General features: G+C 74.8%; 12 protein-coding genes. 7 read left to right on the forward strand and 5 right to left on the reverse strand.

All coding sequences use genetic code 11. The features are described 5' to 3' along the window. Window positions 1-83: 83 nt before the first annotated feature. Window positions 84-254, reverse strand: coding sequence for a hypothetical protein (locus tag ACSU6L_RS17990; RefSeq protein ID WP_437058050.1), 171 nt, complete (start codon window positions 252-254; stop codon window positions 84-86). A 136-nt stretch (window positions 255-390) separates the two neighbouring features. Between ACSU6L_RS17990 and ACSU6L_RS17995 the strand changes: the two genes are divergently transcribed. Continuing rightward, entirely contained in the window at window positions 391-1,737 is a 1,347-nt protein-coding gene (locus ACSU6L_RS17995; protein ID WP_437058052.1) for a helix-turn-helix domain-containing protein, read from the forward strand. A gap of 57 nt (window positions 1,738-1,794) precedes the next feature. On the opposite strand, the gene ACSU6L_RS18000 is transcribed toward ACSU6L_RS17995, so the two are convergent. Both ACSU6L_RS18000 and ACSU6L_RS18005 read right to left on the reverse strand, forming a co-directional pair. Further along, window positions 1,795-2,859 carry a hypothetical protein gene (locus ACSU6L_RS18000; protein ID WP_437058054.1) on the reverse strand — a complete coding sequence of 355 codons (1,065 nt, stop codon included), beginning with the start codon at window positions 2,857-2,859 and terminating at the stop codon, window positions 1,795-1,797. 79 nt (window positions 2,860-2,938) lie between these two features. Continuing rightward, entirely contained in the window at window positions 2,939-4,150 is a 1,212-nt protein-coding gene (locus ACSU6L_RS18005) for a PP2C family protein-serine/threonine phosphatase (protein ID WP_437058056.1), read from the reverse strand. Between the two features lie 149 nt (window positions 4,151-4,299). Here ACSU6L_RS18005 and ACSU6L_RS18010 point away from each other — a divergent pair, with 149 nt between their 5' ends. Then, window positions 4,300-4,752, forward strand: a complete 453-nt coding sequence (locus ACSU6L_RS18010) for a hypothetical protein (protein ID WP_437058058.1) — start codon at window positions 4,300-4,302, stop codon at window positions 4,750-4,752. A gap of 303 nt (window positions 4,753-5,055) precedes the next feature. Continuing rightward, window positions 5,056-5,958 carry a hypothetical protein gene (locus ACSU6L_RS18015; protein WP_437064944.1) on the forward strand — a complete coding sequence of 301 codons (903 nt, stop codon included), beginning with the start codon at window positions 5,056-5,058 and terminating at the stop codon, window positions 5,956-5,958. Here ACSU6L_RS18015 and ACSU6L_RS18020 read toward each other — a convergent pair. Next, window positions 5,864-7,237 (reverse strand): PLP-dependent aminotransferase family protein, encoded by a 1,374-nt coding sequence (locus ACSU6L_RS18020; protein WP_437058060.1) that lies wholly within the window; start codon window positions 7,235-7,237, stop codon window positions 5,864-5,866. The two genes, ACSU6L_RS18015 and ACSU6L_RS18020, sit on opposite strands and share 95 nt — an antisense overlap. 79 nt (window positions 7,238-7,316) lie before the next feature. Between ACSU6L_RS18020 and ACSU6L_RS18025 the strand changes: the two genes are divergently transcribed. Genes ACSU6L_RS18025 through ACSU6L_RS18040 form a run of 4 tightly spaced genes read left to right on the forward strand, consistent with a single transcriptional unit; the run spans window position 7,317 to window position 11,414 of the window. Continuing rightward, window positions 7,317-8,105: an alpha/beta fold hydrolase gene (locus tag ACSU6L_RS18025; RefSeq protein ID WP_437058062.1), complete on the forward strand. Its 789-nt coding sequence runs from the start codon at window positions 7,317-7,319 to the stop codon at window positions 8,103-8,105. A gap of 42 nt (window positions 8,106-8,147) precedes the next feature. Further along, window positions 8,148-8,492: a hypothetical protein gene (locus tag ACSU6L_RS18030; RefSeq protein ID WP_073944844.1), complete on the forward strand. Its 345-nt coding sequence runs from the start codon at window positions 8,148-8,150 to the stop codon at window positions 8,490-8,492. After that, window positions 8,489-9,436 (forward strand): endonuclease/exonuclease/phosphatase family protein, encoded by a 948-nt coding sequence (locus tag ACSU6L_RS18035; RefSeq protein WP_437064945.1) that lies wholly within the window; start codon window positions 8,489-8,491, stop codon window positions 9,434-9,436. Before ACSU6L_RS18030 ends, ACSU6L_RS18035 begins: the two co-directional genes overlap by 4 nt. A 37-nt stretch (window positions 9,437-9,473) precedes the next feature. Beyond that, window positions 9,474-11,414, forward strand: a complete 1,941-nt coding sequence (locus ACSU6L_RS18040; protein WP_437058064.1) for an FUSC family protein — start codon at window positions 9,474-9,476, stop codon at window positions 11,412-11,414. Window positions 11,415-11,431: 17 nt separating this feature from the next. Here the strand turns inward: ACSU6L_RS18040 and ACSU6L_RS18045 are convergent, their stop codons facing one another. Beyond that, a complete protein-coding gene (locus ACSU6L_RS18045) occupies window positions 11,432-13,519 on the reverse strand; it encodes a PhoX family protein (RefSeq protein ID WP_437058066.1) in 2,088 nt (695 codons plus the stop codon). Window positions 13,520-13,539 lie beyond the last annotated feature (20 nt).

Below are 13,539 nucleotides of genomic sequence, written 5' to 3' on the forward strand. Positions count from 1 at the left end.
GGTGGTGAACCGGAAACGTGGCCCGACTACCCGACCGGGGTGTCCCGAAACGACCGTTTCGGCCACGACCGGGCCCGGCCGCGTCAGGGCGTCCGGGGCGCCCGGTCCACGGCCACCCCGCGCCCCGGCTCCGCCGCCTCCGCCGGTCCCGCGTTCGCCGCCGTGATCAAGGCGGTCGCGGCGATGACCGCGGCGGCGAGGGCCCTGGCGTATCGCCGGGCGGCGTGGGGGGTGAGACGTGCGGGCGCGGACACGGGCACGGCAGACCTCGCAAAGCAACAGCGAACGATTAAGCGGGCTTAACTTCTCCGGTTACGTTGTTCCAACCTAGGGGGTGCGGACTTCAACGGGAAGAGCTGTCTTGCCAGTTGGCGCTGGCATCATGAGCGCATGGCGAAGCGCGACGACCCGGAGACCATCGGGCGCAGGGTGCAGCGGTTACGACGGGAACGCGGTCTGACCCAGCGGCAGCTGGCGGAGCCCGTCTACACGCCCGCCTACATCTCCACCCTGGAATCCGGCCGCGTCCGCCCCTCCGACGAGGCCCTGCGGTACCTCGCCGGCCGGCTCGGCGTCGCCTTCGACGAGCTGGCCACCGGCCGCCCCGCCCACCTCGCCACCGACCTGCGGCTCCGCCTCACCGAGGCCCAGCGCACCCTGGCCACCGGGGACGCCGAGGAGGCCGCCCGCCGGTACGCCGCCCTGCTCGCCGAGGCGGAGACGCACGGCCTCGCCGACGCCCGGTACACCGCCCTGCTCGGCCTCGGCGAATGCGCCCTCGACACCGGCGACCTCGGTGCCGCCCGCCGGCACTTCGAACACGCCGAGCAGGCCCTCGCCGACGCCCCGCTGCCCGCCCGCGTCCCCGCCCTGCGCGGCCGGGCCGTCGCCCACTACCTCGCCGGTGAGCTCCGCTACGCCGTCTACCTGCTGGAGACGACCCTCGACGAGCTCAACCGGGGCGGCCTCCACGACCCCGACGCACTGCTGCTGCTGTACGCCAGTGTCATCGGCCCCTACATGGACATGGGCGCCCACGCCCGTGCCGCCCAGGCCGCCGAGTTCGCGCTCGCCCTCGCCCCGCGGGCCGCCGACCCCGCCCTGGTCGCCCGGATGCACCGCTCGGTGGCCCGCACCCTGCTCGCCGAGGGCCGCATCGCCGAGGCCGACGCCTCCCTCGCCAAGGCGGCCGAGCTGTACCGCCAGCTCCAGATCCGCACCGAGCTGGCCAACTGCCACTGGATGCGCGGCTACGTCCACGCCCAGAACGGCGACCTGGAGCACGCCGAGTCCGAGCTGCGGGCCGCCCAGGCCATGCTCTCCGCCAAGCGCGCCGCCCTGTACAGCAGCCAGGTCGCGGTCGAACTCGCCGACGTGCTGCACCGCCGCGGCAAGTCCGAGGAGGCCGCCGCCCTCCTGCACGACGTCCTCGGGGACCTGTCCTCCGAGCGCGGCGCCGTGCACGCCGCGGCCGCCCACCGTCTCCTCGGCCGGATCGCGGAGTCCGCCCGCGACACCGACACCGCCGAGGAGCACTACGTCCGCGCGCTCAGCCTGCTGGAACGCGCGGGCGCGGCCGGCGACCTCGCCGACCTGTGCCGTGTCCTCGGTGACCTGCTCCGCCGCACCGGCCGGGTGGAGGCCGCCCTCGACGCCTACCGCACCGGCCTCGGCCACCGCACGGCCCCCGGCACCACCACCCTCGGCCCGACCCCCGCCCAGCCCCCTCTCGGCTGAGGAGCCGCGCCAAGGCCCGTCAAGGCAGCCGTCGCGTGCCAGGGCCCGCCAAAACCGTCAGGGCTGCGGCTGCGGCTCCAGGCGGCGCAGCTTGCGCTGGACGTGTTCCAGCGCGCCCTCCCTGCGCCCCGGCACCCGCGCGCGCAACCCGGCCAGGGCGATGCCCAGTTCGCGGACCCGGGCGGGTTCCCTGACCTGCCCCCACTGGTGGTGCGCCCGGTCCACCGCCGACTCGACGGCGGGCGCGTCCACGGCCTGTCCGGCGGCCAGCCGGGCGGCTGCCACGGCCAGCCAGGTGCGGCAGCTGCGCGCCGGGTCACCGGCGAACATCGCCAGGTCGGCCCGTACCTCCGCCCAGTGCAGCGCCTCCTCCGAGCCCGCCCCGTGCGCCCGTACGGCGGCCTGCTCCCACTGCGCGGCGAGCGTGTCGGCGTGGGCGTGCCGGCCCGACTGCACGGCGGCGGTGATCGCGGCGTGCGGGTCGTTCGCGGTGACGGGCGGGGCGGCGGTGAGGACGAGGTCGCCGGTGCCGCCGGTGCGCATCAGGGCCTGCTCGTGCAGCCGGCCGAGCGGCGGGCGGTGGCCGCTGCGCAGTATCGTCGCGAGCGCCTTCATGTAGGCCGGGGCGGCGGGGGTGTCGCGGCGGCTCGGCGGCGGGGCGATCCGGCCGTAGACCGCGCTGGTGCGGCCCGTGTCGAGCGGGGTGGTGCGCAGCAGCTCCCAGGTGTCCGCGTCGGCGTGCAGGTCGACGAGGACGGTGGTGTCGCCGGGGGCGCGCAGGCGCAGCTCCTCGCGGAACCAGTGCCAGGGGAAGGCCGTGTAGCGGACCGTGGCCGGGGTGGTGCGGGCGAGCGCCAGGTGGGGCAGGCGCTGGCGGCGGTCGAGCTGGAGCTGGCCGGTGACGTAGACGGTGAGCGGTCCCGGTGCCCCGGCGGCGGCGCGCAGCCGGGTGAGGACGGCCTGCGGATCCAGCGGGTCGGCGAGTTCGACGATGTTGGCGGTGTCGGCGCCGGCCAGCACGGCCGGGTCGACGGCCGCGAGCACGGGGAGTACGGCCGCGGCGTCCACCAGCCGCCCCCTGCCCACGGGCGACGCGGCGAGCAGCAGCACGGTTCCGGGCATTCGGTCCCTCCCCCTGTCGATCACGTACGCAAAGCACCGTAACCGGTAATCGCGGGGCCGGGGGGCCGCGCGGGCGTCTTCACAGCCCGGCGCTCTCCGCCCGCCGGACCGCGAAGATCGTCGTGTCGTCCTCCAGGTGGCCGCCGCTGTGCCGCAGCACCGCGTCCCGGACGTACGCCACCAGCCGCCGGGGACCGGCCATGCGGGGGTCGGCGGCGAGCACGCCGGCCACCGCGTCGGCGAGCGGGTAGAACACCCCGCCGTCGTCCCGGGCCTCGGTGACGCCGTCGGTGGTGAGGAGCACGGTCTCGCCGGGGGCGAGGGGGAAGCGGCGCACGGACGGCGGGCAGGCGCTCCCGGCGGCGAGTTCGCCGAGACCGAGGGGGAGACGGTCGCCGGGCGGCAGGATGCGGACGCCGTGCGGGCCGGCGACCAGCGGGGGCTCGTGGCCGAAGTTCACGATGTCGACGGTGCCGGGGGCGTCCTCGTGGAAGCCGAGGAGGAGGGCGGTGGCGAACCGGTCGGCCTCCCCGGCGCGGCCCACGGCGACGGTGTGGCCCCGGTGCCGGAACATCCGGGTCTCCAGCCGCTCGGCCACCGTCCGCAGGTCCGCCTCGTGGTACCCGGCCTCGCGGAACGTGCCGAGCAGCGCCGCCGCCGTCTCCACCGCGCCGAGGCCCTTGCCCTGGACGTCGCCGACGAGCACGCGGGTGCCGTTCGGGCCGGGCTGGATGTCGTAGAAGTCGCCGCCCACCCTCGCCTCCACGTCGGCGGGCAGGTACACCTCGGCGTGCTCCAGGCCGCCCCACACCGGCGGCAGCGGACGCAGCACGGTCCGGCGGATGGTCTCGGTGATGTACCGCATCCTCAGCATGTGTTCCTGCCCGCGCACCCGTACCGCGCAGGCCAGGGTGGCGAGGACGCCGCCCACGGCGACCAGGATGAAGTCGGGCAGCCCCGCCTGGTAGGCGTCGGGCCACAGGCCGTCCACGACGGCGTACGTCACGACGGACAGCACCGAGAACACGCCCGTGCCCCACACTCCGCAGATGGTGGCGGCGATCCCCGGCACCAGCACGATCCAGGAGACGATCCGGAAGTCCTCGCCGGTGTTCACGTCGATCACGGCGATGGTCACGAGCAGCAGCAGCGGCGGCACCCACGCCACACTGTGCCCGCGCACCCGGAGCAGCTGCTGCCGGTCCAGTACGTCGGGGCGCGCGGCACGTGGACAGCGCTCGCGCAGACGCCGGACGCCGCCGCGGCCGTCGCGCGCGCTCACGGGCTCCATGGCCCCCAGCGAAACACGGGGCCGGGCGCCGCGCATCCGGTCCCCGCCCCCGCGGCCCGGCCCGGCCACGCTGCGTGACCTGCCGAGTTGCCGGTGGTGTCGGCCAGGTGTGCCCTGGAAGTCAGGGGCGAGGAGAGAGGAGTCCTCCCATGGCTCACGCTGCACCGGTCCCCCGGCGGACCACCGGCGTCACCACCCGCGACACCCGCCTGCCCGATGTGTTCTCGGCGCGCACCCACCGGATCGCGCACTGGGCCTGGCCCGTGGGCCTCGGGCTCGTCTACGGCTACTGGGTGGCCGCCAACGACCGGTCCGGGGGCCCCATCACCGGCTGGAACCTGCTGCTCGGCTTCGCGGCGGCGCTCGCCTTCACCGTGCTGTGCATGGCCGTCCGCGCGGCGGGCTCGCACCTGCAGCGGGAAGTGCACGCGCTGCTGTGGGGGGTGTTCTCGGGCTGCGCGTTCGGCTTCCTGTACGCGCAGACCGGCGCCAGCGCGTGGGGTTCCGTCGGGATGGGCGCGTGGATCGGGGTGATCATGTTCGCGGTGCTGTTCTACCGCTACTACACCCACGAGGACGCGGAAGGCCGGCGCACCGGCTGACCCACGACGGCGCGCGGACCCCGGCATGGCGACCGGGATCCGCGCGTCTCCCTCATCCCTCCACTCGCCTGGACGACGGGAAGCCGTTCGCGGTCGCTCCCGGTCGCCCGACGAGGCCTGAAAGCAAATGTGTCGACAGCACCAGGAAACACCCGTTCGGGTGAGCCCTCCACTTGAGCGCGGAAACCGCAGTTCCGACGGTGTGTGAGGCGCCGCCGCCCCGGGCGCCGCACGCCGCCATACGGCCGTACCGTGCTCGCGCGGCCCGCGCGTACGCCGTTGCCTTGAGGTGTGTCCCCCCGTATTCCGCCCCGCCTGCGAGACGGCCTGGCGGCCGTGCTCATCGCCCTGGCCTGCTGCGCGCTGCCGTTCGGCGTGCTGGCGGCCTGGGCGGCGTACGGACTGACGGACACCGGCCGGTACGTGCGCACGATGGGGCCGCTCGCCGCCGATCCGGCGGTGCGGGAAGCCGTCGTGGACACCGTCGAGGCGGAGGTGATGGACCAGCTGAGCCCGCCGTCACGGGCCGTCATGGGCCCGTTCGTGCACGACGCGTTGCGCTCGTTCACCCGCACCGACGCCTTCCGCGCGGGCTGGGACGCCGCGAACCGGGTCACGCACACCGCGCTGCTGCACGCCGTCCGCCAGGACGGCGAGGGACCGGTCACCGTCGACGTCGCCCCGGTCGCCGCCGAGGTCAGACGCCACCTCGCCGACCGGAACCCGGCGTTGGCGGACCGGATCCCCGTCCGGCCCACCGAGGTCGCCGTGCTGCCCGCGTCGGACGCCGACCGGCTGCGCAAGGGGTACGACGTGCTCGAAGTCGCCGGGTTCTGGCTGCCCACCGCGTCCGCGGTGTTCGCCGTCACCGGGATCGCCGTCGCCGCCTGCCGCCGCCGCGCCGTCACCGCGACCGCGCTCGGTACCGCCCTCGGCGGCGCGCTGCTCGCCCTCGCGGTCGCCGTGGGCCGGCAGCTGACCCTCGCCGGCCTGCCCGCCGTGTCGCACCGCCCGGCCGTCGGCGCCGTCTACGACGCCCTCACCACCACGCTGCGCGCGGTCTCCTGGCTGCTGTGCGCGGTCGGCCTCGCGGTCGCCGCGGCGGCCTGGCTCAGCGGCCGCTACGGCCCCGCCGGGCGACGTCGGCGAGCGTCCGCAGCGCCCGCTCCAGATCGGCCGGCGGAGCCGACGCGAGCCCGAGCCTGACCGCGTCCGGGGTGTGGGCGGGGTCCACGGCGAAGGCGCGGCCGGGGGTGACGGCGATGCCGTGGGCGGCGGCGGCCGCGGTGAAGGTGTCGGCCCGCCACGGCGCGGGCAGCTCCCACCAGGCGTAGTAGGCGTGCGGGTCGGACCGTACGGCGAATCCGGGCAGACAGGCGGCGAGCAGCCGCTGCCTGCGTGCCGCGTCCGCCCGCTTGGCGGCCACCAGCCGGGCCACCGTGCCGTCCTCGATCCACCGCACCGCCGCGTCCAGCGCGAACCGGCCCGCGCTCCAGCCGCCGGACCGGATCGCGGCGGCCACGGCCGGCACCCGCTCCTGCGGTACGACGAGAAAGCCGGTGGTGAGACCGGGCGCGACCCGCTTGGACAGCCCGTCGACGACGTGCGTGAGGGCGGGGGCGAGGGCGGCGAGCGGGGTCTCGGGCCGCAGGAAGGACCAGACGCGGTCCTCCACGACCGGGATGCCCAGGTCGGTGACGACTCGCGCGACGGCCCGCCGGCGCGGCTCGGGCATCGTCCGCGAGGTCGGGTTGTGCAGGGCCGGCTGGAGGTAGAGGGCGGAGAGCGGGGTGCTGCGGTGCGCGGCGGCGACGGACCGCGGAAGCGGTCCCTCGGCGTCCGTGTCGAGCGGGACGAGGGTGATGCCGAGCCGCCCCGCGATCTCCTTGACCAGCGGATACGTGAGCTTCTCCACACCCACCCGGCCACCGGGGCGGACCAGCGAGGCCAGCGCGGCGGCGATGGCCTGACGGCCGTTGCCGGTGAACAGCACCTGCCCCGGCGCGGGCCGGTGCCCGGGAACGCCGAGCAGCTCCGCCACGGCCGCGCGGGCGCCGGACGTGCCGGTGGCGGGGGCCGGGCGCAGCGCGTCGGTGAGGGAGGCCGGGTCGAGGAGGGCGGCCAGGGCGGGGGCTAGCAGCTCGGACTGGCCAGGGACGGAAGGGTAGTTCAGCTCCAGGTTGACGGGGGTGACGGGCGGGTGGCCGGCGGGCTCCCGGCCGGGGGGAGCGGTGGCCGCCGGCTCGGTGAGGGCGCGGGCGTCGGTGGTCTCGGGCGGGGTGGCCCGGACGAAGGTGCCGCGGCCGACCTCGCCGACGACGAGGCCGCGCCGCACCAGTTCGCCGTAGACCCGGCCCGCCGTGGACGCGGCGACCCCGCACCGGCGGGCGAACGTCCGCTGCGGGAGCAGCCGCTGGCCCGGCCGGAGCCGGCCGGAGGCGATGTCGGCGGCGACACGGTCGGCGAGCCGCAGGTAGTCGTCCATGTGAGCCCCCTCGTTGGCATTGCACCGAGGGCAAAGATCCTATTGCACCGAGGAGTTGGCGGCCCGTACGGTCGACGCCATGAGCCCCTTCCTCGCATACGAGGACAAAGGCACCGATACCGCTTCCGCTACCGGCGTGCCGCTCGTCCTCGTCCACGGCCACCCCTTCGACCACACCATGTGGGCCCCGCAGATCGAGGCGTTCGCCCCGAGCCGCCGCGTCGTCGCCCCCGACCTGCGCGGCTACGGCGCCTCCCCCGTGGTCCCCGGCGTCACCCCGCTGTCCGCCTTCGCGGAGGACATCGAGGCCCTGCTCGACGAACTGGGAGTGGACACCTTCGTGCTCGCGGGCCTCTCCATGGGCGGCCAGATCGCCATGGAGTGCTGCGCCCGCTTCGGCGACCGCGTCCGCGGCCTGGTCCTCGCCGACACCTTCGCCGAACCCGAGACACCGGAGGGCAGGCGCGCCCGCAACACCATGGCCGACCGGCTGCTGCGCGAGGGCATGCGGGGCTACGCCGACGAGGTCCTGCACAAGATGGTCGCCCCCTACGCCGACCCGGCCGTGCAGTCCCATGTGCACGGCATGATGACGGCGACCCCGCCCGAGGGCGCCGCGGCGGCCCTGCGCGGCCGCGCCGAACGCCCCGACTACCGGCCCGTGCTGGCCCGGGTCACGGTCCCGGCCCTGGTCGTCGTCGGCGAGGACGACGAGTACACCCCCGTCCCCGTCGCCGAGTCCCTGCACGCCCTGCTCCCCGACTCCACCCTGCGGGTCGTCAAGGGCGCGGCCCACATGCCGAACCTGGAACGGCCGGCCGAGTTCAACGAGGCGCTGGCCGCCTTCCTGGCCCGGATCGCGCCGTAATCCCCTGGTGGCGGCGGTGCCCCCCGGCTACCGTCACCGTTCATGCGCGAGACGACGACCCTGTGGCGCCCCACGGGCCCGGAGGAACTGGCCCTCGTGGAGGCCTCCGGCTGGACGGCCTGGCCGCCGCGCCTGCCCGAGCAGCCGATCTTCTACCCGGTCCTGAACGAGGACTACGCCGTCCGCATCGCGCGGGACTGGAACGTCCCCGCCTCCGGCGCCGGTTACGTCACGCGCTTCGAGGTCGACTCCGCCTTCCTGGAGCGCTACCCCGTCCGCCAGGCGGGCGGCGAGACCATCCTCGAACTCTGGGTTCCGGCCGAGGAGCTGGAGGAGTTCAACGCGCACATCGTCGGCCGCATCGAGGTCGTCCGGGAGTTCCGCTGAGGACGGCCGCGGTCTGGTGCTCCGGGCTGCTGCTGGCGGGGGTCAGCGCGGTCGTCGGCTGCCGTACGGCCGACGTCGACGGGGTGACGCCGGTACCGCAGCTGCTGGCGTTCCTGCCCTGGCTGCTGGTGCCGGCCGGCGCGGGACTGCTGCTGGCCCTGCTCGGGCGGTGGTGGGCCGGGGTGGTGTGGGGGGTCGCCGCCCTCGGGCTGCTGGCCTGGTTCATCGAGCCGTACGGCACCGGCGGCGGGCACCCCGACGGGCCGCCCGTCGCCACGCTGCGGGTGCTGACCGCCAACGTCGCGTTCGGCAACGGCACGGACGAGCTGGCGGACGCCGTACGGCGGCACCGGCCCGACGTCTTGTTCGTCCCCGAGTGCGACCCGGCCTGCCAGACCCTGCTGCGGCAGCGGGTGGGGGAGACGTACCCGCATCGCTCGGCCGCCCACCGCACCGGGTCGGCGGGCTCGGTGCTGCTCAGCCGTCACCCGCTGCGGAACACGTCCGTGCTGCCCGGCACCATGGGCATGCCCGGCGCCGTCGCCGACGTACGCGGACACGCCGTACGGCTCCAGCTCGCCCACCCCATGCCGCCGCTGCCCGGCCAGGTCGGCGTCTGGCGTCGTGAACTGGACGCCCTGCGCGACCACGCGGCCGCCGACCACGAGACCCCCACCGTCGTCGCCGGCGACTTCAACGCCTCCCAGGACCACGCCGCCTTCCGCCGCGTCCTCGACACCGGCCTGCGCGACGCCGCCCGCCTCACCGGCGCCGACCGCACCCCCACCTGGCCCGCCCGCACCGCGCCCACGCTGGGCGTCCAGATCGACCACGTCCTCGTCTCCCGGCACTTCGCCGCCCAGGAGACCCGCTTCCTCGACCTCACCGGCACCGACCACCGGGCCGTCCTCGTCGAACTCACGCTCCACGACGACGAGGTCTAGGCCCCGCCGACCTGCACAAGGCGCCCATAATGGGCGCATGCCCCGAGAGTTCCGCATCGGCCTCACCCCTCCCGACTGGCTGGTCCGGAACCTCCGACCCCAGCGGGCCCCCGTCAACCGGCCCGCCATGGCCAGGGCCGCCGTCGCGATGGCGCTCCCGCTCGCCGTCGGGCTCGCGGCCGGCGAACCCGCGTACGGCGCCCTCGCCTCCATGGGCGCCCTCTCCGGCGTCATCGGCGACACCGCCGACGCCTACCACCTGCGCATCCTGAACATCGCCGTCCCCCAGCTGTTCGGCGCCGTCGGCGTCACCCTCGGCTCCCTCACCTACGGGCACGGCTGGGTCGCCGTCGCCGTGCTCACCGCCGTCGCGCTGGTCTCCGGGATGATCTCGACGATCGGCGCCGTCGCCTCCGTCTCCGGACTGCTCCTGCTGCTCAACGCCGTGGTCGGAGCGGGCCTGCCCATGCCCGGCCCCTGGTGGCTGGCCCCGCTGCTGATGACCGGCGGCGGACTCCTCGTCCTCGCCCTCGCCCTGCTGTCCTGGCCGCTGCGCTCCGGAGTGCCCGAACGCACCGCCGTCGCGGGCGCCTACCGGGCCGTCGCCGACCTGCTCGCCGCGTGCGGCGCCGACAACGAGACGTACGACGAGGCCCGGCACGCCGCCACCCAGGCCCTCAACCAGACGTACGACGTCGTCCTCGCCCACCGCTCCCGCTACCACAGCCGCAGCCGCGAACTGACCCGTCTGCTCGCCCAGTTGAACGCGGTCACCCCGGTCGTCGAGGCGGCCCCCGCGGCCCACCTGGCCGGCGTCCCGCTCCCGCCCGAGGTCCCGCAGGCCACCCGGCATCTCGCCGAAGCGGTCGAAACCGGCTACAGCGGACCGATAGGGCTCCGCCTGCCGCTGCCGCTGACGGAGACGGGCCGCGCCGTCGACCAGGCCCTGCGCCACGCCGCCGACGTGGTCGCCACCCCCGACATCGACCCCACCGGCACCCCCGACCCCCTCGGCCGACCCGCCGTCCTGCGCGTCCGCGCCGCCCGCGCCGCCCGCGGCGTCCTGCTGTCCGCCGCGTCCTGGCGCTACGGCCTGCGCCTCGCACTGTGCATCGGCATCGCGCAGGTCCTGGTGTCGACCGTCCCGGTCCCCCGCTCCTACTGGATCGCCCTGACCATCACCTTCGTCCTCAAGCCCGACTTCGGCTCGGTCTTCTCCCGCGCCCTGCTGCGCGCCCTCGGCACGGTCGCCGGACTGGTCGTCGCCGCCGCCGTCCTCGCCGAAGTACCGCGCGGCTGGTGGGACGTACCGGTCATACTGCTCCTGGCCCCGCTGATCCCGGCCCTCACCCCCAGGGGCTACGGCTATCAGACAGCCGCCATCACCCCGGTGATCCTGCTCCTCTCCGACATCCTCAACCGCGAGGGCACCGCCCTGCTGCTGCCCCGCCTCGTGGACTCCCTCATCGGCTGCGCGATCGCGCTCGTCGCGGGCTATCTGCTGTGGCCGGAGAGCTGGCACACCCGGGTCGGCGACCGCCTCGCGGACGCGGTCGCCGACACCGCGCACTACGTCGAATGCGCGTTCCACCCGGGGGCGGAGCCGGCGGACCGCGCCCGGATGCGCCGCCGCCTCTACCGCGACCTCTCCGCCATCCGCACCGAGTTCCAGCGTGCCCTGACCGAGCCGCCGCCGACCGGCCGCCTCGCGGCGGCCTGGTGGCCCCTGGTGGTGGCGGTGGAACGCATCGTCGACGCGACGACGGCGGCCCGCGTCCGGGTGAAACAGGGCGCGGCGGCACCGTCCGCGGCCGAGGTCACGCAGGTCGCCCTGCAACTGAGGGAACTCGCGGACGGCGTACGGGAGGCGGAGACCCTGTACGCCGTCCGCACCGACCTCACCGGCCCGCCGGGCAGCGTCCTGGAGCCGGTACGCCAGGAAGTGGCGGCGGCGCGAGCGATCGCGTCGCCGCACTGAGGATCCGGCCGGCCGGATCAGACGCCGATGTCGGCCCCGTCCTCGCGCCACACGGCCACGACGGCGGGCCGTACGATCTTCCCGGGACCGTCGGGCCACGCCGACGCCGGCTTCTCGACGCTCGCCCCGTCGATCTCACCCGGGTGCTGCACGGCCACCAGCACCCGCCGGTCCTGGATCACCGGCCCGCAGGTCTCCGCCCCGTTCGGCATGGTCGCGAACTGCTTCAGCTCACCGCGCCGGTCACCCCGCGTCGCCACGCCGAACAGCCCGTCGTGCGAGCCGAGCTGCGCGCCGTCCGTGGAGATCCACAGGTTGCCGTGCGGGTCGAAGGCCACGTTGTCCGGGCAGGAGATCGGGCTGACCTTGTCCTTCGGGAACCCGGCGAAGTAGGTGGCCGGGTCGTTCGGGTCACCGGCGACGAGGAACAGCGACCAGGCGAACTTCCTGCTGTCCGCGCGGTTCCAGCGCTCGGTCAGCTCCAGCACCTGACCGTGCTTGTTGCTGTTGCGCGGGTTCGCCTCGTCGGCGGCGGCGTAACCGGTCTTGCCCCGGTTGCTGTTGTTGGTGAGCGCCACGTACACCTTGCCGGTGTGCGGGTTCGGCTCGATGTCCTCGGGCCGGTCCATCTTCGTCGCGCCGACCTTGTCACCGGCGAGCCGCGTGAAGACGAACACCTCTTCGGCGGTCATGCCCTCCACGTGCGAGACGGCGCCGTCGGCGGTCGCGGTGGCCAGCGGGATCCACTCGCCGGAGCCGTCGAACTCGCCGTCGGACGGCAGCTTGCCGGTGCCGTCGATCTCGATCGCCGGGGAGTCGCCGGTGAGCCTCGCGACGTACAGCGTGCCCTCGTCGAGCAGTGAGAGGTTGTGCTCGCGCACGGCCCGCGACGAGCCCGTCTTCATCCGCTTGCTGCCGACGAACTTGTAGAAGTAGTCGAACCGCTCGTCGTCACCGGAGTACACGACCGGCCGCCCGTCCTCGGTCAGCCGCACCGTCGCACCCTCGTGCTTGAAACGGCCGAGCGCGGTGTGCTTGCGGGGCGTGGAGTCCGGGTCGTACGGGTCCAGCTCGACGACGTAGCCGAAGCGGTGCGGCTCGTTCGGCTCCTGCGCCACGTCGAACCGCTTGTCGAAACGCTCCCACTTGCGCTCGGTGGCGCCGGAACCCAGCCCGTACCGCTTGTCGGTGGCACGGCTCGCGTTCGCGAAGTACTGGTTGAAGTTCTCCTCGCCGTGCAGCGTGGTGCCCCACGGGGTGGTGCCACCGGAGCAGTTGTTGAGGGTGCCGAGCACCTTGGTGCCGGTCGGGTCGGCGGACGTCTTCAGCAGGTCGGACCCGGCGGCCGGGCCGGTCAGCCGGAACTCGGTGGTGGCGGTGACACGCCGGTTCAGCGGGTGCCGGGGCACGGCGACCAGCTTGCCGGTCCGCCGCTCGCCCTCGACGACGACCGCGGAGAGCCCGTGGGCGGCCCAGGCGATCTCGACCTGCTCGCGGGTCGGGTTCGCGGCGTCGTAGCCGCGGAACATCAGCACCTCGTCGGTGTACTCGTGATTCGCGACGAGGATCTGCCGCCCGCGCTCGCCCGGCAGCGGCAGCAGCGCGAGGAAGTCGTTGTTGTACCCGAACTGCCCGGCCTGCGCCTTCGCCGACTGCTTCTCCGGGTCGAACGCGGGCGCACCACGCAGGATGGGCTCGCCCCAGCGGATGACGACGTTCTGCGCGTAGCCGTCGGGGACGGTGACGGCGTCGGCGGTGTTCGGCGCGACCGGGGTGAACCGCAGACCACGGGCGCCCCTGCCCTTGGCGCCGGAGGCGTCCTTCGCGGGCAGGCCGGCCGCGGGGGCGGCGCTCGCGGGCGTGGGCGTACCGGCCACCACGGCAGCACCCGCGGCGGCGGTCGCGGTCACGACGGCGGCGGCACGCATCACGGAGCGGCGGCTGAGGGCGGAGGCGATGACGTCGCCGACGTACGGGTTGGCGGTGGTGTTCGGCACCTCGTGGAAACAGGCGTCACCACACCGGAAACGGCAGGTCAGAGCGGACCTGCCACCCGGATGCGAGTCGGACGACGTTCTGATGATGGGCAGCGTGATACGACGCACTTGTCTGTTCTCCCCTGACT

The sequence above is a fragment of the Streptomyces sp. enrichment culture genome (assembly GCF_964272855.1).
In the GTDB taxonomy this organism is placed as follows: Bacteria; Actinomycetota; Actinomycetes; order Streptomycetales; family Streptomycetaceae; genus Streptomyces.